The organism is Streptomyces sp. NBC_00207 (assembly GCF_045160965.1).
Taxonomy (GTDB): domain Bacteria; phylum Actinomycetota; class Actinomycetes; order Streptomycetales; family Streptomycetaceae; genus Streptomyces.
Window position 1 is genome coordinate 8,992,878 of record NZ_CP130715.1, and the last position, 18,899, is coordinate 9,011,776.

The 18,899-nt window shown below is 72.7% G+C and carries 20 protein-coding genes; 9 read left to right on the plus strand and 11 right to left on the minus strand.

What is annotated here, in order from left to right:
- Positions 1-30: 30 nt before the first annotated feature.
- Positions 31-213 carry a hypothetical protein gene (locus tag OG472_RS41535; RefSeq protein WP_405943005.1) on the plus strand — a complete coding sequence of 61 codons (183 nt, stop codon included), beginning with the start codon at positions 31-33 and terminating at the stop codon, positions 211-213.
- 143 nt (positions 214-356) lie between these two features.
- On the plus strand, positions 357-1,517 hold the full coding sequence (locus OG472_RS41540) for a serine hydrolase domain-containing protein (protein ID WP_405943006.1): 1,161 nt from the start codon (positions 357-359) through the stop codon (positions 1,515-1,517).
- A gap of 17 nt (positions 1,518-1,534) precedes the next feature.
- Here OG472_RS41540 and OG472_RS41545 read toward each other — a convergent pair whose 3' ends face one another.
- Entirely contained in the window at positions 1,535-3,127 is a 1,593-nt protein-coding gene (locus OG472_RS41545; protein ID WP_405943007.1) for an AMP-binding protein, read from the minus strand.
- Between OG472_RS41545 and OG472_RS41550 the strand changes: the two genes are divergently transcribed.
- Positions 3,126-3,887: a class I SAM-dependent methyltransferase gene (locus OG472_RS41550; protein ID WP_405943008.1), complete on the plus strand. Its 762-nt coding sequence runs from the start codon at positions 3,126-3,128 to the stop codon at positions 3,885-3,887. The two genes, OG472_RS41545 and OG472_RS41550, sit on opposite strands and share 2 nt — an antisense overlap.
- A 79-nt stretch (positions 3,888-3,966) precedes the next feature.
- Positions 3,967-4,377, plus strand: a complete 411-nt coding sequence (locus OG472_RS41555; RefSeq protein ID WP_401614522.1) for a rodlin — start codon at positions 3,967-3,969, stop codon at positions 4,375-4,377.
- Positions 4,378-4,582: 205 nt separating this feature from the next.
- Here the strand turns inward: OG472_RS41555 and cynS are convergent, their stop codons facing one another.
- Positions 4,583-5,053 (minus strand): cyanase, encoded by a 471-nt coding sequence (gene cynS, locus OG472_RS41560; protein ID WP_405943009.1) that lies wholly within the window; start codon positions 5,051-5,053, stop codon positions 4,583-4,585.
- Between the two features lie 60 nt (positions 5,054-5,113).
- Positions 5,114-5,725 carry a carbonic anhydrase gene (locus tag OG472_RS41565; protein ID WP_405943010.1) on the minus strand — a complete coding sequence of 204 codons (612 nt, stop codon included), beginning with the start codon at positions 5,723-5,725 and terminating at the stop codon, positions 5,114-5,116.
- 123 nt (positions 5,726-5,848) lie between these two features.
- On the opposite strand from OG472_RS41565, the gene cynR reads away from it, so the two are divergent.
- Complete coding sequence (gene cynR / locus OG472_RS41570) at positions 5,849-6,811, plus strand: transcriptional regulator CynR (protein ID WP_405943011.1); 963 nt, start codon at positions 5,849-5,851, stop codon at positions 6,809-6,811.
- On the opposite strand, the gene OG472_RS41575 is transcribed toward cynR, so the two are convergent.
- Both OG472_RS41575 and OG472_RS41580 read right to left on the minus strand, forming a co-directional pair.
- Positions 6,778-7,428, minus strand: coding sequence for a DUF4360 domain-containing protein (locus OG472_RS41575; RefSeq protein ID WP_401614514.1), 651 nt, complete (start codon positions 7,426-7,428; stop codon positions 6,778-6,780). The two genes, cynR and OG472_RS41575, sit on opposite strands and share 34 nt — an antisense overlap.
- Positions 7,429-7,730: 302 nt before the next feature.
- Positions 7,731-8,120 (minus strand): PleD family two-component system response regulator, encoded by a 390-nt coding sequence (locus tag OG472_RS41580; RefSeq protein ID WP_405834448.1) that lies wholly within the window; start codon positions 8,118-8,120, stop codon positions 7,731-7,733.
- A gap of 99 nt (positions 8,121-8,219) precedes the next feature.
- On the opposite strand from OG472_RS41580, the gene OG472_RS41585 reads away from it, so the two are divergent.
- From OG472_RS41585 to OG472_RS41595, 3 genes are all read left to right on the plus strand, one after another.
- Positions 8,220-8,504, plus strand: a complete 285-nt coding sequence (locus OG472_RS41585; RefSeq protein ID WP_401614510.1) for a hypothetical protein — start codon at positions 8,220-8,222, stop codon at positions 8,502-8,504.
- A gap of 202 nt (positions 8,505-8,706) precedes the next feature.
- Entirely contained in the window at positions 8,707-9,816 is a 1,110-nt protein-coding gene (locus OG472_RS41590; RefSeq protein WP_405943012.1) for a serine hydrolase domain-containing protein, read from the plus strand.
- 97 nt (positions 9,817-9,913) lie between these two features.
- Positions 9,914-10,390: a hypothetical protein gene (locus OG472_RS41595; protein ID WP_405943013.1), complete on the plus strand. Its 477-nt coding sequence runs from the start codon at positions 9,914-9,916 to the stop codon at positions 10,388-10,390.
- Positions 10,391-10,417: 27 nt separating this feature from the next.
- Here OG472_RS41595 and OG472_RS41600 read toward each other — a convergent pair whose 3' ends face one another.
- Together OG472_RS41600 and OG472_RS41605 are read right to left on the minus strand one after the other, a co-directional pair.
- A complete protein-coding gene (locus OG472_RS41600) occupies positions 10,418-11,950 on the minus strand; it encodes an FUSC family protein (RefSeq protein WP_405943014.1) in 1,533 nt (510 codons plus the stop codon).
- Positions 11,951-12,058: 108 nt separating this feature from the next.
- Positions 12,059-15,532 (minus strand): M28 family peptidase, encoded by a 3,474-nt coding sequence (locus OG472_RS41605; RefSeq protein WP_405943255.1) that lies wholly within the window; start codon positions 15,530-15,532, stop codon positions 12,059-12,061.
- Positions 15,533-15,710: 178 nt separating this feature from the next.
- On the opposite strand from OG472_RS41605, the gene OG472_RS41610 reads away from it, so the two are divergent.
- Complete coding sequence (locus OG472_RS41610; RefSeq protein WP_405834456.1) at positions 15,711-16,670, plus strand: LysR family transcriptional regulator; 960 nt, start codon at positions 15,711-15,713, stop codon at positions 16,668-16,670.
- A gap of 66 nt (positions 16,671-16,736) precedes the next feature.
- On the opposite strand, the gene OG472_RS41615 is transcribed toward OG472_RS41610, so the two are convergent.
- The 4 genes from OG472_RS41615 to OG472_RS41630 form a co-directional block, all read right to left on the minus strand.
- A complete protein-coding gene (locus OG472_RS41615; RefSeq protein ID WP_401614500.1) occupies positions 16,737-17,567 on the minus strand; it encodes a class I SAM-dependent methyltransferase in 831 nt (276 codons plus the stop codon).
- Positions 17,568-17,655: 88 nt separating this feature from the next.
- A complete protein-coding gene (locus tag OG472_RS41620; RefSeq protein WP_401614499.1) occupies positions 17,656-17,916 on the minus strand; it encodes a hypothetical protein in 261 nt (86 codons plus the stop codon).
- Positions 17,903-18,187: a DUF6400 family protein gene (locus OG472_RS41625; RefSeq protein ID WP_405943015.1), complete on the minus strand. Its 285-nt coding sequence runs from the start codon at positions 18,185-18,187 to the stop codon at positions 17,903-17,905. The genes OG472_RS41620 and OG472_RS41625 overlap by 14 nt, the downstream gene beginning before the upstream one ends.
- Positions 18,188-18,275: 88 nt before the next feature.
- Entirely contained in the window at positions 18,276-18,851 is a 576-nt protein-coding gene (locus OG472_RS41630) for a GNAT family N-acetyltransferase (protein WP_401614495.1), read from the minus strand.
- Between the last annotated feature and the right edge of the window lie 48 nt (positions 18,852-18,899).

Below are 18,899 nucleotides of genomic sequence, written 5' to 3' on the forward strand. Positions count from 1 at the left end.
TTGTCACACCCCCCGATTACTCTTGATCACGTGAGCCCGACCCCTGACGACCATTCCGCGGCCGAACGTTCCCTCGCCGAGATCAACGCCGACATCCGCTGCCTCTTCGCCCGCGCCGAGGGCCGCCTCTCCGACGCGGAGCGGATCCGGCACGCCGTCCTGCTGCAGGAGTGGGCCGCAGCCATAAGGGCCTCGGTGGTTCCGGCCGCGTAGCGCCCGCGGTCGCGCCGACCGACGCGTGTCCGACCGACGCGTATCCGAACGACACGTGTCCGACCGATGCGTGTCCGGCCGATTAATGCGCGGCCCGGCGGCAGTCTTCCCTACGAGCATCCGCACGTACGAGAAGGTGGACCATGAGCGTGAGCGACCTGCGCAGTCTCCTGGAGGCCCATGTCGGTGCCGGATCGCTGCCCGGCGCCGTGGGCCTGGTGGCCCGCGGAGAGGACGTCGAGCTGGCGGCCGTCGGCTCCCTCGACACGTCCGGCACCGCCCCCATGGCCCGCGACTCCCTCTTCCGGATCGCCTCGGTCACCAAGCCGGTGACCGCCGCGGCGACCATGATGCTGATCGAGGAGGGCCCGCTCGGCCTCGACGCCCCCGTGGCACGCTGGCTGCCGGAGCTCGCGGCGCCGATGGTCGTCCGCACCCCGTCCTCACCCGTCGACGACGTGGTGCGTGCCGACCGCCCGGTCACCGTCGCCGATCTCCTCACCTTCCGGGCCGGGTACGGTTTCCCCGCCGACTTCTCGCTGCCCGCCGTGGCCCCGCTGTTCAGTGAGCTCAAGCAGGGCCCGCCGCAGCCCGGGCAGGTCGCGGCGCCGGACGAGTGGACGGCGATCCTGGCGCGCATCCCGCTCCTGCACCAGCCGGGCGAGGCGTGGCTCTACCACACCTGCTCCGACATCCTCGGGGTCCTCATCGCCCGCGTGAGCGGACAGCCCTTCGAGGAGTTCCTGGCCGAGCGCGTCTTCGCGCCGCTGGGAATGCGCGACACCGCCTTCGCCGTCCCCCGGGCGCAGCGCCACCGGTTCACCAGCTCCTACCGCGCCGACCCCGGCGGCGGAGCCCTGGAGCTGGTCGACGCGCCCGACGGCCAGTGGAGCAGCCTTCCTCCGTTCCCGTCCGGCGGCGGCGGGCTGGTCTCCACCGTCGACGACGTGCACGCCTTCTGCCGGATGCTGCTCGCGGAGGGCGCGTACGAGGGCGGGCGGCTGCTCTCGCCGGAGTCGGTACGGCAGATGACCACCGATCACCTCACCGCGCGGCAGCGCGAGGAGGCCACCCTGTTCCTGGAGGGCCAGGGCTGGGGATTCGGCGGCTCGGTCGACGTGACCCGCCGCGACCCGTGGAACGTCCCGGGCCGGTACGGCTGGATCGGCGGCACCGGCACCGCCGCCCACGTGGTCCCCGCACCCGGGACGGTCACCGTCCTGCTGACCCAGCGGGAACTGGCCGGCCCCACTGCGCCCCGGGTGATGCGGGACTTCTGGACCTACGCCGCCACGCGGAACTGACGGCCCACGCCCGTCGGCTACGCCTGGTCGCGGCCGTCGCCGCCGTCCTCCTCCGCGGCGGCGGCCGCGGCCGCGCGCTCCCGCAGCCGGCGCTTGTCCGGCTTGCCCCGCGCGGTCAGCGGCACCTTCCGCTCCCAGAACACCGCGGTGGGCCGGTGCGCCGGGGACAGCTCCTTCTCCACCAGGTCACAGGCCTCGGCGGCCTCCTCCGCCCCGGTGGAACACCCGGCCGCCGGTACCAGGAAGGCACACACCTCCTCGCCGGTGAGCTCGCTGTGCCGGCCCACCACCACGGCCTGCGCCACGGCGGGATGCCGGGCGAGCGCCGCCTCGACCGGTACGCAGTACACGTTGTCCCCGTCGACCATCACCACGTCCTTGACCCGGTCGTCGAGGTACAGGTAACCGTCCTCCGCAAGGTGTCCGAGGTCCCCGGTCCGCAGCCAGCCCTCCCGCAGCACCCCGGCCGTCAGCCCGGGCCGGCCCCAGTACCCGGCCATCATCGCCGCCGACCGCATCCACACCTCCCCGGTGTCCCCGGCCGCCAACACCGCGCCCCGCTCGTCCCGCACCTCGACCTCCACCCCCGCGACCGGCCGTCCGACCGACGCGAGCAGCTCGGGCCGCCCGGCCACCGCCGCCTCGTGGTCGGCGGGGGAGAGGCGGCAGATCACCGCCGCCTCGTTCATGCCGTACCCCTGCTGCCACCGGCCGCCCCAGCGGGTCACCGCCTCCCGCAGCCGTTCGGGGTGGACGGGCGAATCGCCGTACGAGACGGTTTCCAGCCCGGGCACTCCGTCGGCCGTCACCGGGTCGGCCAGCAGCCGGTAGACCATCGAGGTCGTCAGGTATGTGGACACCGGCCCCAGCCTCAGGCAGGCGGCCGCGAACTCCCGGGTCCCGAAGGGGTCGAGGATCTCCACCCGTCCCCCGGCCCGCAGCTGCTCCAGGCACCGCCCGCCCGACCGCTGCGCGAGCGACGTGACCGACAGGTACACCGACTCCGCCCAGCCCTGCGCGTGTACGGCGTTGCGCGCGGCCATCGCGCCGAAGGTGGAGGCCACCCCCTTGGGCAGCCCCGTGGTCCCGCCGGTGTACGTCACCCGCGCCACGTCGTCCTCCCGCGCCCGTACGGACACCGGCGCCGCCCCGCGGTGGGCGGCCCGCCGGAGCACCTCGTCCAGGGCCAGCCGCGGAGCACCGGTGCCGGGCACCGCGACGTCGTGCAGCACCAGGTCAGGCCGGCAGTCCCGCAGGATGAAGTCCAGCCCGTACAGGGCCGGCCCGGCGAGCACCTGGGTCAGCCGCGCACCCAGCAGGTGCGCGGCGATCCGTACCAGCAGCACCTCCGGCCGGTTCGTGCCCGCCACACAGGCCAGCCCCGAGCCGCGCCCGATCCCCTCCTCGCAGAGCACCGCGGCCACCCGGCAGGCGCCGTCCAGCACCTCGTGGAACTCCAGGACGACCGGGCCGGTCCCGAGCGCGGGCCGCCCCGCGTACCGCTCCAACGCCCCGACCAGCTCCGTGACATACCGTGCGGCCACCACGCGCCGACCCGCCTCTCGTGCCCGCTCCACCGCGCCCGGGGCCACCGGCATCATGGACGGCATGACGACCGAATCCCGTGCTCGTTCATTCAGCGCCGCGGCCGCGCGCTACGCAGACCATCGCCCCTCGTATCCGCCCGCGCTCTTCGACACGCTGGCGGAACTGGCCGGCTTTCCGCTGGCCGGCGCCCGGGTCGCCGACGTCGGGGCCGGAACGGGGATCGCCACCGCCCTGCTGGAGGCGCGCGGGGCCCGCGTGATCGGGGTGGAGCCCGGCGAGGGCATGGCCGCCGAGTTCCGGCGCCGCAACCCCCGCACGCCGCTCGTCCGCGCGGACGGCAACCGGCTTCCGCTGGCCTCCGGTTGCCTGGACCTGCTGACGTACGCACAGTCCTGGCACTGGACCGACCCCGCCCGTTCCGTACCCGAGGCGCTGCGCGTGCTGCGCCCCGGCGGGGCGCTGGCGGTCTGGCAGAACGACCCGGACGTCACCGTCGGATGGATCGCGGATCAGCAGGCGCGCATCGAGGAACGGTTCGGCCCGGGCTGGTACATCAACGAGCGCGCCCGCTCGCAGGAGGGGCTGCGCTTCACCGTCCGCCGCCTGACCTGGTCGCGCCGCGTCCCCGTCGACACCCACCTGGCCAAGCTGTCCACGCACTCCCTCTTCCTCGTCGGCGAGCCGGGCACGGACGCCTTCCTCGCCGACGAACGTGCCCTCCTCATGCGCCGCTTCCCGGACGGCCGGGTGGAGGAGCACTACGTCGTCGAGCTCAGTCTGGCCGTACGCGGACCCGATGCGGGGGAGGGGCTGATCGGGTGAAGCCGCGGAACCTGTCACCGCCCCGTGCGTTGATCAGGGCGCTCACCCACCATGCACTCGTGCAACATAAGGATCCATTGTGCTGAAGAAGATTATGGCCACCGCCGCCGCCACCGCGTCCATCGTCGGCGTGGGCGCCGCCCTGGCCGCCCCGGCCATGGCCATCGGCAACGACCAGGGGGTCACCACCGTCAACGGCAACGGTTCCCAGCAGATCTACGGCAACCAGAAGACCCACGGCGACCTGAGCCCGCAGCTCGGCGTGGTCCAGGGCACCCTGAACAAGCCCTGCATCGGCCTGCCGGCGAAGCTGAACCTCCAGGGGCTCCTTGCCGCCGCCAACATCAACGTCCAGGACGTCAACGTCCTGTCGAACCCGCAGAACCAGCAGTGCACCGAGAACTCCACCCAGGCCAAGGGCGACGAGCCGCTCTCCCACATCCTGGACAACATTCCGGTCCTGTCGGGCAACATCTCGCAGGGCAGCTGACGCAGTCCCCTTGTACGAGCCGGGGCCTCCGACGCCTGCGCGAGTGCCCACGGGGCCCCGGCTTGCTCCACCCGGATCAGCGGATCCACGCTCCAACCGGCGCGCGCCGGCCCGATGGCCGTCACCGTGGGCACCGAACCGCAACTCGAAGAGCCTCCCGCCCGACCGGGCGAGAGGCTCTTCGACGTGTGCCGGAAGGGCTTCGTCAGAAGGGCTTCGTCGGGAGGTACTTGCCGTCCAGGGTGATGACGGCGCGCTCGCCGCCCTCGGGGTCGGCGACCTTCTTCACGTCCAGCCTGAAGTTGATCGCGCTGATGATGCCGTCGCCGAACTGCTCGTGGACCAGGGCCTTCAGGGTGGTCCCGTACACGTGGAGCATCTCGTGGAAGCGGTAGATGGTCGGATCGGCCGGGACGCCACCGGTCACCGGGCCGCGGGCCGGGATCGTCTGCAGGAGCAGCGCCGCGTCCCCGTCGAGGCCGAGCAGCCCGGCCACCGCGTGCGCCGCGGCCCCGGGGAGGGGGTGCTGGCCGAGCAGGGCGGCGGTGACGAAGGCGACCGACAGGCCGGCGGCGTCGGCGAGCTGCTGCCAGGTGAGGTCCTTGCGGGTCTTGGCATCGACGACGGCGACGGCCAGGGCCTGGCGGGCGGTGGGGTCGAACTGGGCGTGCGGCATGGCGGGACGTCCTTCTGCGGTGAGGGGGTTCGGAGGGGGGAGGGGGATTCAGGAGGGTGTTCAGGCGGTGCGCGGGCCGAGGACGGCCGGGCGGTCGGCGAGGGGGCCGACCTCCGCGACACCGCCGGAGCGGATGTCGTACACCCATCCGCGCAGGGCGAGGGTGCCCGCCGCCCGGGCACGGGCGACCGAGGGGTGGGTGGCCAGGTTCGCGAGCTGGGCGCGTACGTTCTCGTGCACCAGGGCGGACACCCGGTCCGGGCCGGAGCCCGCCGTCCGGGCCACCGAGGCGTCCGCGTGCCGCAGCCAGCCGGCGACGGAGGGGGCGGCGCCCAGGTCCGTGCCCTCGGCCAGGGCGGTCATCGCGCCGCAGGCGGAGTGCCCGCACACGACGATGCCGGTGACACCGAGGACGGCGACGGCGTACTCGATGCTGGCCGTCACCCCGTCCGGGCCCGGCGCGTAGGCGGGTACGAGGTTCCCGGCGGTGCGGACGACGAACAGGTCGCCCGGCTCGCTCTGGGTGATGAGCTCCGGCACCACGCGGGCGTCGGAGCAGCCGATGAAGAGGGTCGTCGGCCGGTGCGTACCGGCCAGCCGGGCGAAGAGCTCCGCCTTAGCCGGAAACACCTCGCGCCGGAAGCGTGCGACGCCGTCCGAGAGGTCCTGCACGGTCACTCCCTTCGATGGGGTGGGCCCCTGGGGGCTGACGTGTTCCACCATGCATGACCTGCATCTATTGTGTCCAAGACGCAAAATCCATGTCTGCCATCGATGGCATCTATAGTTGTCGTCATGGCTCTGGAACTGCGTCACCTGCGCTATCTGATCGCCGTCGCCGGACACGGCAGCTTCACCCGCGCAGCCGAGGAGCTGCGAATCTCCCAGCCCACCCTGTCCCAGCAGGTGAAGCAGCTCGAACGCACCGTGGGCGCCCAGCTGTTGGACCGTACCGGGCGCACCGTACGGCTCACCGACGCCGGCGCGACGTACGTCCACCACGCGCGCAGCGCCCTGCGGGACCTCGCGGCCGCCGAGCGGGCCGTCCTGGACCTGGCCGACCTCTCCCGCGGCCACCTGCGCCTCGCGCTGACCCCCACCTTCACCGCATACCTCGTGGGCCCGCTCGTCGCCGCACTGCACGCCGCCCACCCCGGCATCACCCTGGAGCTCCGCGAGATGCCGCAGGACCGCATCGAAGCCGGCCTGCTCGCCGACGACCACGACCTCGGCCTCGCCTTCGAGGGGCCACACCTGCCGGGCATCGCCGCGACCCCGCTGTTCACGGAGACCCTCGCCCTGGTCGCCGCCGCCGACGCGGATCCCGAGCCCCTGCCCGTAGGCGACCTGGCGGCGCGCCGACTGGCGCTGCTCAGCGGGGACTTCGCCACCCGCGGGCACGTCGACGCCTACCTCGCCGCACACGGCGTACGGCCGCCCATCGCGGTCGAGGCGAACTCGGTCCAGGCCCTCACCGAAATCGTCCGGCGCACCTCACTGGCGACCGTCCTGCCCGCCGCGGTCACCGACGACCACCCGTACCTGCGCCCCGTCTCCCTGGACCCCGCCCTCCCGTCCCGCACGGTCACCCTGCTGCGCCGCGGGAACGCGTACGAGAGCGCCGCGTCCCGCGCCTTCACCGAACTCACCACCCGGCTGGTCCGGGAACGCGGGTACCGTCCCCCGCTGCGCGCGCACGCGCAGCGGGGGACGGCCGGGGCGGATCACTTGCCGGGGCACTGCTTCCAGGCGAGGTGATAGATGGTGTTGATGCTGCCGTCGGTGGAGTCCATCGTCATGTAGCTGGTGGACGAGGGGGACGAGGTGCCTCTGTTGACGCGCAGTTCGGTGTTGATGTTGAAGTTGCGCTGCACGCCGCACGGCGCCCACACCAGCTGGGCCCAGTCGGTCACGTCGGTGGCCTGCCAGTTGTCCTCCTGCGGCCCGCTGAAGTTGTGGGTGCGCGCGGCGGTGTCCGGCGAGCCCTGGAAGTAGTACGAGGCCTTCTCGGTGGCCTTCGCGCCCGGCGCGAGCGAGGCGTAGCCGCGGTAGTCGGCGCTGGCGACCGCGTAGGTGAAGCCGTGGGGCACATGCACGATCAGGCTGAGCTGGCAGTTCTTGCGCGCCGCGGTGGGCGGGGCGCCGCCACCGACCTGTGCGAGGTACTGGCTGTAGGTCACGGTGAAGGCGGTGTTGTCCTGGGACACGGCGACCTCGGCGGTGTCCTTGGGACACCCGGATCCGTTCACCGTGGCGACTTCGATCACGATGCGGTCGGGCGGCGGGTCAACGATGGCGGACGGGGTGGTGTGCGTGGGGACGGTGGCCGTGAGCAGGGCGCCGATCGCGCCGCTCACGAGGAATGCACCGGACATGGTTCTCCATTCCACTGCTTCGGTACCGGGCGGCGCGCAGGCGGGTGCCTGTGTGCCGGAAGGTGGGGGGTGCGGCCGGCCAGAGCGGAGCCGGGTCGTCACAGACCGGTGTGCAGGGTGGAACGGGGCAGGCCCAGGAAGGGGAATCTGGGCATGTCCCTGACAATTCCCGATCGGTGGAGACCGGGTGCCCGAATCGTAGGAACCCCGGGCGGCCCGGACCAGGGCGATCTCCGGCCAATCGCGCTCCCCGGCCCGGACCGGCCGGATCCCGACGATGGGCCAAAGGCCGAAGAGCGGAATCAGGCCGCGGTCTGCCGGGCGAGGCGCTCGACGCGGGCCAGGAACTCGGTCGGGTGGAACGGCTTCGCGAGGCAGTCGCTCACCCCGGCCGCCAGCGCCTGGACCGTGCACTCCGGGTCCGCGGGCGGCAGCGCCAGGATCGGCACGCGCCCGTGGTCGGGGTGGCGGCGGATCTCCTCGAACATGGCCACCTCGTCCAGACCCGGACCGGTGCGCTCGCAGATCAGCAGGGCGATCGGGCCGGCGCTGCCCAGCAGGGCAATGGCGTCCACCCCGCTCCCGCCGTCGACCACGGCGAACCCCCGGCCGACGAGGAGGCGCTCCAGCAGGGTCCGGAGGGTGCGGTCCTTCGCCACAAGGAGGATCTTGCTCGGGGAATCGCCGCTCATGGTGTTGCCTCTTCGTTCGCGTCCGGGGGTCCTGGAGAGCGTACGAGGTGGGGCGTGTGAGCGCCCGCTCCGGGGCACCTGATCGGGTAGCTTCGAGCCATGACCAATGAGCCGCAGAGCTTCCAGATCCTGCTGGTGCCCGAGCACATCGAGAACCTGCGCGGAGCCTCCGCCGCCGACAGGGCCCTGCGCGCGGCCACGGTCGAGGCGACGGGCGAGACCGGCTCCTCCGGTTACCCCCACTACCGCGGTGAGGGCATGGAGGCCGACATCGACCCCCGTACGCGCTCGATCGAGGCGCTGCTCGTCGACGGCGCGGAGCTGGACCTCGGCCTGACCGCCATGATCGCCCCCGAGCGGCGCGGGAGCGGCGGCTCCAAGTGACGACGGGCCGCTGACCCCGGTCGCGCACCGGCTGCCGGGCAACCTCCCCGGATATCAGCGGATGCGAGGGAAGGGAAGAGCGGCAATCCGGTTGTCCCGGTCTTCTCGATGTTGGCCGGGAGCGGGCCAGCGCCCGAAGGTCCCCGCGGCGTAGCGTTTTTCACTCAGGGAAGAACGCCGGAGCCGCATCGAGGAGACCGAGATGACCAAGTCCGTTCCCCGGAAGACGAGTTCGCGTTCGGCCGTGCAGGAGGTCCTGGACCGGGCCGTGACCGAGAGCGGCCTTCCCGGCATGGTCGCCGAGGTCCAGGACGGCGCGGGCCGCTGGTTCGGGGCGGCGGGGGTGGCGGACACGGTGACCGGGCGCGCGCGGCTGCCGCAGGAGCAGTTCCGCATCGGCAGCACCACCAAGACGTTCACGGCCACCCTCCTCCTCCAGCTGGCGGCCGAGGGCAGGCTCGGCCTGGACGACACCGTCGACCAGTGGCTGCCGGGCCTGGTCCGGGGGAACGGCAACGACGGCGGCGGGGTCACCCTGCGCCAGTTGCTCGGCATGACCAGCGGACTCTTCAACTACGCCCAGGACGAATCGCTGACGTCCAGGCACTACGGCCCCGCCTTCCTGGAGCACCGCTACGACCGGTTCCGCCCGGAGGAGCTCGTGGAGGTCGCGATGTCCCACGCCCCCGACTTCGCGCCGGGCGAGGGCTGGACCTACAGCAACACCGGCTACATCCTGAGCGGCCTCGTCATCGAGAAGGTGACCGGCCGGAGCTACGCCGACGAGCTCGAGCAGCGCATCGTCCGCCCGCTCGCACTGACCGGAACCTACCTGCCCGGCGATGGCCAGCACGAGCTGCGCGGACCGCACACCCGGCTCTACAGCAAGAACCACCTGCCCGCGCCCGATGCCGAGATCCACGACGTGACCGAGCTCAACGCGAGCTTCGCCTGGACGGCCGGCGGGATGGTCTCCACCGTCGGGGACCTGAACCGGTTCTTCGGCGCGCTGCTGGGCGGCCGGCTGCTGCCGCCCGCCCAGCAGGAGGAGATGTTCACCGCGTTCCCCACCCCCGAGGGCAAGTGGATCCCCCACACCTCCTACGGACTGGCCGTGGCATCCGTCGAGCTGTCCTCCGGTGAGCGGGTCTGGGGCATGGGCGGCGCCTTCACCGGATCGTTCTGCTACACCTTCGGCACCCGTGACGGCGGGCACCTCGTCTCCCAGAGCCTCAACGGCGACTGGAGCGACCCGATCGGCCTCTTCACCGAGGTGCTCGAAGCCGAGTTCGCCCGGGGCGGCTCCGTGTGACGAGTGTCCCGCCTACGGTGCTGCTCCCCCGCACGGGGGAGCAGCACCGTACGCGGGGAGGAGGCGGCGGTGCGGGCCCGCGCAGCAGGATGGGGCCATGACCCGATCACCGAGGACCCGCCGGATCGGCGCGCTCACCGCTTGCGCCGGTGCGCTCGCCTACACCGTGAGCAAGATCGACCTTGCCCGGGAGGGCGAGCTGGGCATGCCGGGCTTCCCCGCACCGCAGGAGGCCTACGCCCAGGTCGCCGATGTCACGGCCGCCCAGCTGGGCAACGCCGGCCTCGGCCTGCTGATGGCCCTCGTCGCCCTCCTGCTGGTGCGCCCGCCCGCGGCCCGGTCCGTCCGGTGGGCCGCGATCGCCGTCTCGTGGGCGGGCATCGCGATGGTCGGAGCCGGGGTCGTCGGCTTCGGCGCGCGGGCGGCAGGTGTGTCCCCGAGCCTCGGCGACACGCCCCCGGACATGGGCACGGCCCTCGCGGCACTGGTGGTCGGCGCCGTCTGGGTGGCGGGATGGTGTGTGGCCGCGGTCGGCGCGGGACGGCGCCGCGACCGGATCCGCAGCGGGGTCTGAGGCGGCGGCGCCCGGGGGAGGCGGGGCTCAGGCCGTGCCGGACTCCGCGGCCCGGCCGATGCCCCGGGTGGCGCGGACCGCGGCCGAAGCCGTCGCCAGTGCCGCACCCGCCAGCGCGTACGCCGCGTCCGTGAGCGGGGCCGCGGGGCCCGGGCCCGGACCCCGCGGCCCGGCCCGCCCCGTCGGAGTGACGGCGGCCGCCGCGTCCCGCAGCAGGCCTGCGCACGCCAGCAGTTCGGCCGGATCCAGCACTTCCCGGGCCCGGTCGTAGGGGCGGTGCACCGTGACCAGGGCGCGCAGCCGGCCGGCCGCCCCGCACGCGTCGTCGAGCCGGTCCAGCAGCTCCGGATCCGCCCCGCGCCGGGTGGCCAGGCGCGCGCGGGCCGCCCGTAGGTCCGCGGTGGCCGCCTCGGCCTTGAGGACGCGGAACTCCCGGTGCCGGACGGGCCCGAACTCCACGACCACGGCGACCCGTTCGAGGAAGCGCGCGTGGGTGTCGAGCAGGGTGGCGAGCCGCTCCGGGATCCGGCCCTCCTCGCGCGCGGGCCACAGCAGCAGCGCCGCCGCGGCGGCCAGCAGCGCGCCGAGCAGGTTGTTCCCGAGGCGTTCCGCGACGTCCACCCATCCCAGGTGCTGGTCGAAGTCCGTGAGCAGGAGCAGCAGCGGCGTGGCGAACACGGGCCAGAGACCGTAGTTGAAGCCGCGCACGGGCCGGGCGACCGCGGCGAGGACGGTCACGACGACCGCCTCGGCGAGCGCGGACCCGGGGGTGAAGAGCAGCAGCAGCGCCGTCAGGACGCACCCGGCGAAGGTGCCGACGAGCCGTTTGACGATGCGGCTGTGGGTCTGGCCCCAGCTGGGGCGCAGCGTGGTGAGGATGCCGATCAGGGCCCAGCTCGCGTGCGGGACCGCCAGCAGCCCGAGCACCACGGACGCGGTGGTGACGCACACGAACAGCCGTACGGCGTAGCGGACCTCGGGGTCCCCGGCCGCCACCGCCGCCCGGAATCCCCGCCACGTGCCGGGACCCGGTGCGCGGACCGGGGCGGGTCCGTAGCGGCCGCCGACGAAGGGGACGAGCAGGATCAGCCCTGCCCACAGGGAGCCCGCGGCGAAGAGCAGCAGCTGTTCGGCGGAGCCGAGTCCGGGCTGCGGGGCGGTGCCCAGCACCATCACGATCACCGGGGTGACGGCCACCCCGGGCAGGGGTGCGAGCAGCGACAGGAGGCCGGCGACGGCCGCGGAGGCCCACAAGTGGCCGGAGGTCAGCATGCCGAGGGCCTGCGCCGCGGTGAGCATCGCGGTCCGCAGGCCGAACTGCCGGATCCGACCGCGCGGGTCCGTCTCCGGCGTCGCCAGCGAGGTGAGGAACGCGGCGAGGGTGAAGAGGCCCGCCGCCCGGGTCTCCCCGGTGACCACGCCCGTCAGGGCCGGTACGCCGACCATGACGGCGGCGCCGAGGGCGAGGTGCAGGTCGAAGCGGGCGGAGGCCTCGCGCGCGAGGTAGACCTCCCACAGGCCGTGCAGCGAGCGTGCGACGCGTTGCCCGTATTGCTCCATGTCCGTCCCTGATCGACCGATACGTCCACACGGGAACAGTACGGCAGGCGTCCGGCCCGGCCCCCGCCGTACGGGGACCGGGCCGGACATCAGAGGGCCGGGTGGGCGTCAGCTCACCTGGAGGGCGACATCGTCCACGACGAAGGAGGTCTGGAGGGACTGGTCCTCCACGCCGTTGAACTTCAGGGTGACGGTCTGGCCGGCGAACGCCGACAGGTCGTAGGACTTCTCGGCGTAGCCGGAGTTCGCGTCCAGGTTGGAGAAGGACGCCAGCGTCTGGCTGCCGGCGGAGACGGTGAACCGGTCGTAGACGACGTTCTCGTCCTCGTCCGTGTCGATGTGGAGGAAGAACGACAGCCGGTACGAGGCGCAGCCCGACGGAATGGCCAGCGACTGCGAGGCGCTGTCGGTGTGGGTGGACCCGTACCCGTTCAGCCACGCCTTGTAGCTGCCGCCGTGCGGGGCCTGCCCGGACTGGTTGGTGATGACGCCGGCGGTCGCGGTCCACGGGCTGGAGCCGCTCTCGAAGCCGCCGTTGACCACGAGCTGGCGCGGGGTGCAGGTGCCGCTGCCGGTGACGGTCAGCGTGTAGGTGGTGGTGTGGCTGACGGTGCCGGAGCCGGTGACCGTCAGGGTGTAGGTGCCGGGCACGGTGCTCGCGCCGACCTGGACGGACAGCGTCGAGGAGCTGCCGGACTGCACGGACGCGGGGCTCAGCGTGGCGCTCACGCCGGCCGGCGCGCCGGTGACGGAGAGGGCGACGGTCTGCGCGGCGCCGCTCACGGTGGCGGTGTTCACCGTGGCGGTGGCGGAGCCGCCGGGGGCCGCACTGCCCGCGGACGGGCTGACACCGATGGAGAAGTCCTGCGCGGGCGTCTCACCGCCGACGGCCTGCTTCCACACGGCGTAGGCGACGCCGTCGGCACTGCGGTCCAGCACCGTGGCGCTGATGTTGTTCGTGGTGTCGCAGGCGCTGTGGTAGCAGGAGTCGTAGGCGGCGTTCGCCGTGCCGCCCCACTTCGCGGCCTGCGCCGAGGTCTTGCGGGCGCTGGCCCCGGCCGCGTAGCCGGAGGTGGGGATGCCGCCCTGCTGGAAGGAGTAGTCGTCGCTGCGGCCCTGGCCCTCGGTGTTCTCCTCGGGCGCCAGGTTCAGCGAGGTCCAGTACGCCTTGAGCGGGGCCGCGGTGGCGGAGTTGACGTTGTTGATGAAGTAGCCGCCGTTGGTGGATCCGACCATGTCGAAGTTGTAGTAGCCCTTGATGGCCGCGCGCTGGGCGCTGCTCAGCTGGTTGACGTAGAACTCGGAGCCGTTGAGGCCCTGCTCCTCGTCGGTCCACCAGGCGAAGCGCACGTGCTTGGTCATCGTGGGGTTCTTCTGGGCGAGGACGAGCGCGTTCTCCAGCAGGGTCGCGGAGCCCGAGCCGTTGTCGTTGATGCCGGGGCCGGCCGAGACGCCGTCCAGGTGGGCGCCGAACATGACGGTCTGGTCGGCCGGGCCGCCCGGCCAGTCGGCGATCAGGTTGTTCGACGGGTAGGTGCAGGAGGAGCAGTTCTGCTCGGTGACCGTGTATCCGGCGGCCTGCAGCTTGCCCTTCACGTAGGCCAGCGACTGCGTGTAGCCGGCGCTGCCCGCACGGCGGTGGCCGCCGTTCTGGGAGGCGATGGTGCCGAACTGGGCCAGGTGCGCCTGCACGTTGGCGACGCTGATGTCCGGCGGGTCGTTGCCGGGCTGGGTCCCGCCGACGTTGAGCGTGTAGTCGACGGTGTGGGAGAGGGCGGCGCCCTGTCCCTTGACGACGACGGTGGACGCGCCGGGCGCCGCGTTGGCGGTGGCGGTCAGGGTCAGTACGGAGGACTGGCCGGACTGCACGGTGGCGGGGTTGAAGGAGGCGCTCACCCCGGCCGGCAGGCCGCTTGCGGTCAGCGTCACCGACTGGGCGGTGCCGGTGGTGACGGTGGTGCCGACGGTCGTGGTGACCGTACCGCCCTGCTGGACGGTGCCCGACGAGGGGTTCAGCGCCATCGAGAAGTCGTTGTTCTGGCCGCTCGGGGTGCAGGTCGGGTCAGCGGTCTGGGCGGGCACGCTGATCGCGTCCCAGGCGCCCTTGGTCTTGTTGAAGAGATCGCAGGTGGCGTCGAGCGACTTGGCGGAGCTCAGCGTCGCCGTGCGGTACTTCTTGTAGGACATGCTGCTGGTCTTGAGCAGCATGCCGCCGTAGAAGATCTTGCCGGCGTTCTGGACGCCCACCCCGGTGACCGTGGACTGGTTGCAGGTCGGGCTGCTCGGCTTGCCGCCGCCCGGGCTGCTGCCCTCGGCCAGCAGGTAGAACCAGTGGTTCAGCGGGCCGGCGGCCTTGTGCACCTCGGTGCCGGGTATCGCCGAGCTGTAGCAGGCCGGGTCGTTGTTGACGGCCGGCGGGTTGTACATGTTGCGGATGGGGCCCCGGCCCTGGAGGTTGATGACCTCGCCGACGGTGTAGTCGGGGGTGTCGTACGGGGCCGGCTGGTTGATGTACGCCTCGGTCAGCGCGCCGAAGATGTCGCCGGTGGCCTCGCCGAGGCCGGACTCCTGGCCGCTGGTGCCGCCGGGGGTGTTGGAGTCGATGGCGTGCCCGTACTCGTGGGCCACCACGTCCACGCCGGCGATCCACTCGTTGGCGCTGTTGTGGCCGATGGTGACCGAGCTGCCGTCCCAGTAGGCGTTGAGGTCGCCCAGGCCCACCTTGCCGGGGAAGCTGCGGCCGTTGCCGCTGACGCCGTTGCGGCCGAGCCACTGGGCGAGCATGTCCCACTGCTTCTGCGCCGCGAACATCAGGTCGACGCAGCCGGTCTCCTTGCTCGTGGGGTTGCCGGTGCCCCAGGAGTCGGAGGACTTGGTGAAGACCGTGCCGTTGCCGTAGTCGGCGCAGCTGAGGCCGGTCCGGTTCGGGTCGCGCAGCGTGTACGTGGAACCCGAGTTGGTGGTGTCGAGGGAGATCGGGCCCGGCCCGTTCCACTTGCTGTTGCCCGTGCCGGCCACCACGTCGTCGTAGCTGTCGACGAAGGCGCCGGTCCGCGCGTCCGTGAAGACGTGCAGTCTGCTGGGCGCGGTTTTGGTACGGCCGCTCAGCACGGTCTCCCAGGCCAGCACCGGCTTGTCGTCCTTGAGCCGCACGACGAGCCGGCTGCTCTCGACCTTGTCGACCGAGGCCAGCCTCGCGCGCGCGGCGGACTCGGCGTCCTTCGCGGAGACCGACGCGCGCGTCGCCACGTCGATCCGTACGGAGGAGGCCGACTGGAGGGCGCGCACCTTGCCGTTGCCGTCGGCGAGTACGACCGCGTCGCCGCCGACGACCGGCAGGCCGCGGTAGCTGCGCTCGTAGGAGACGGAGTAGAGGTCCTTCACCCAGGGGGTGACGAGACGTCTTTCGTACTGTTCCTGCGAGGAGTTGACCAGGGAGTCGAGACCGCTGTCGACGGCCTGGTCGGCCGCCGCGACCGCGCGGGCGGCCGGTGTGTCCTTCTGGGAGGGTGCGGGCTGCGCCTGCTGCGCCGCCGATGCCGTCCCGGCCAGGGTGCCGGCGAGGCCTGCGGTCAGCGCCATCGCCGCCACGGCCGCCGTCCATCTTCTGGGCTGCAACGTCCACTCCGATCGTGGGGGGTCGGGGATGAGTGTTCGTTCGCGGCCGAGTATGAGCGTGGACATGACGAGAATGGGACATCCCGGCGGGCATAAGGCCCGCGTTATGGTGCCGGGACGGGCTGCTGCGTACGCTGCCCGGATGCAGCTGGAGTTGAGGCATCTGCAAGCCGTCTGCCGGATAGCGGAGGCGGGCAGCCTGGGGGGCGCGGCGCGGCGGCTCGGTGTCTCCCAGCCCGCGCTCTCGGCGCAGCTGCGGCGCATCGAGCAGGTCACCGGCGGCGAGCTGTTCGTGCGCGGTCGGGGCGGGGTGGAACCCACCGCGCTGGGGCAGTTCGTCCTGGCCAGGGCGCGTCGCGTGCTCAGCGAGATGGACGCCCTGGGAGCGGATGCGCGCGCCCTGTCCGCCGGCGGTCCGCTGCGCCTGGGCTGCATCCTGCTCGTGCTGCTCGACTGCCTCCTCGCCCAGACCGACCTGTCCATGTCCGGCCGGGAGATCGCCGTGGACCTGGAGGACTCGGTGACCGCGCTGGCCCGGATGCTCGGCGCGGGGCGCTACGACGCCATCGTGTACGGCGAGGTCAACGACCACGAGGTCCCGCTGCCGGAGGGGACCCTGGCCAGGACGCTGATCCCGAAGGAGCCCTTCTGCATCAGGCTGTCGGCGAAGCACCCCCTCGCGGGCCTCGACCGCATCGACCTGGCCGACCTCGCCGACGAGCCGTGGCTGACCCTGGTCGAGGACGACGACGGCGGTCCGGAGGCCCTCGTCGCCGCCTGCGCGAAGGCCGGATTCAGCCCGTCACTGCGCTACCGGATCACCGACCGCAAGATGCAGCACGACCTGATCGCCGCGGGCCGCGCGGTCTCGCTCTGCCAGCCGACGGCCCCGCCGGGGGAGGGGACGGTGATGCGCCCGCTCGTCGGCACCCCCATCACGGGCCGCATCCGCCTGGCCTGGAACCGCTCGGCGCTCTCGGCCGGGCAGGCGGAACTGCTCTACCGGGCCGCGGCCCGCGCCTATCTGGCCAATGTGGACAACAACGCCTTCCACAAGGAGTGGTGGGACGCGCACCCGGAAGTGCATCCGGCCGTCGACTGACCGGAGCGGGCGCGGCTGCGGGGCACTGCGGGGCACGTCTGCCGGGGCGCGGCTGCGGCGGGCGGATCAGCCCCGGCGGTGGGCGGTCAGCAGGAGGTACTCCCACTCCATGACCCCGTCCACGGTGTGCTCGGCGGCGAGGGCGTCGAGTGCGGCGTCCAGGGCCGCCACCCGGTCCGGATCGCCGGCGACGGCGCGGTAGACGGCGATCGTCGGCCCGTAGCAGGCCTTGAAGAACTCCCGGAAGTCCGCGGGCTTCGCGAAGCGGTCCACGCGGACCGTCTCGCGGCGGGCGTCGACGTCGGTGACCGCATCGCCCAGCAGCTCGTGGACGTGCTCCTCGTCCCCCCACAGGGGCGGCGGCTGGGCGCCGGGCGGCGGCGGGGGAGCGAAGGGCTTCATCGTGGCGAACATCCGGCCCACGAAGCCCTGCGGGGTCCAGTTGGCCATCCCGATCGTGCCGCCGGAGCGGCAGACGCGCAGCATCTCCTCGGCGGCGGGCCGGTGGTGCGGGGCGAACATGACGCCGACACAGGACATCACGATGTCGAACTCCCCGTCGGCGAACGGCAGGGCCTCGGCGTCCGCCTCCCGCCACTCCAGCCGGGCGCCGCGTACGGCGGCCAGGTGCCGCCCGATCTCCAGCAGCTCGGGGGTGAGGTCGGAGGCCACCACGTCGGCCCCGGCCAGGGCGGCCGGTATGGCCGCGTTGCCGGAGCCCGCCGCGACGTCGAGCACCCGGTCGCCCTGCCGGACGCCGCACTCCTGCACGAGCCGGGGCCCGAGCTCCGGGATGACGTGGGAGACCACGGACGGGTAGTCGCCCAGCGCCCACATCGCGCGGTGCCTGGCCTTCAGGGTGCGGTCGGCCTGGACCGCTTCGCTCGCCTCGGTCATGACAGCCGACCTCCAGGGCTCGGAGCAGCACCTTCTTCGAGGATAGGCACCTTCCGCAGGCCCGGCCCGTCGGCCGCCGCGGGCCGGGTCAGGGGTGCGACAGGCCGTCGGTCAGCCGGTTCCACAGCGAGGAGCGGGTGGCGCCGAAGCCGCTCTCGTGCACCCAGACGTGGGTGCAGCCCGGGCACTGCAGGTGGAGCAGGCTGCCGGTGTTGGAGAGCAGGTAGCGCCAGTGCGCGGAGCACGCCCCGCGCTCCCCGCACGGCTCGCACCCACGGGTGTCCTCGCAGTTCGGGCAGGCCACCCAGGCCCGGCGGCCGATGTCGGCCTGCGGGTCAAGCGGCAGCACGGCCGTGTCCTCGGCGGGGCAGCACGCCGGCCGCGACCAGGTCGTCGTACATGCGCTGCTGGGCCTCGTCGAGCCCCGAGTACAGCAGGTCGTACGCCGTCTCCTCGCCGCGCAGCACCTCGATCGGGTCCCAGTCGGGGCCGAGGGCCTCCATCACCTGGGCTCGCCGGAGGACCTCCTGGGAGGTGAGGTCGACGGTGAAGCCGACCAGCGCGGGCTCGGCGGCCGCGTCGTCCGGGCCGGCGGGGGGAGTGGGGGGCTGCGGGCTCATGATTCGAACTTAGGTAACCCTTCCTTGATCGGTCAAGGGAGGGTGTGCGGAGTCACAGCACGGCCCGGAGTCGAGGCGGAGCGGGGAGTCACGGCAGCGCCCAGGGCGCCGGGATCTCGAAGTGGACCGTCCCGAATCCGCCGTGCTCGCCGGTGGTGCGGGCGTCCCAGACCTCGGTGGCCAGACTGCGCCAGAACCGCTCCGCGCCCGGGATGTCGACGTTCGTGTGCAGGTAGACGCGCTCGTAGCCCGGCACGCCGGCCGCGAAGGCGCACGCCTCCCGGACCATGGCCCGGGCCAGCCCGTTCCTGCGGTGGGCAGGGCGTACGTAGACCCGCAGGAGCTGGGCGGTGCTGCCCGAGGGGTAGCGCTCGGCGAGCCAGCGGGGATGCGGCGGGTGGACGGGCCCGCGGGAGTGCACGGCGCACGTGCCCACCACCTCCCCGTCCCGCACGGCCACGACGAGGGTGTGGCGCGGGTGGTCGAGGTAGGTGCCGCGGATGTCGACGACGTCGGAGTGCCACTCGGGCACGTACCCGTACGTGAACTCCCGGTAGAAGGTGTCGAGCATGACGCTGCGCGCGCCCCGGACGTCCTGCGGCCCGGCGTGCCGTACCCCGTACGCCCCCACGCGCACTTCCTGATGCTGTCTCAGTTCTTCCATGCCTCCGCACCGTACCCGAAAATCGGCGTATTGGAAATGAAAACGATT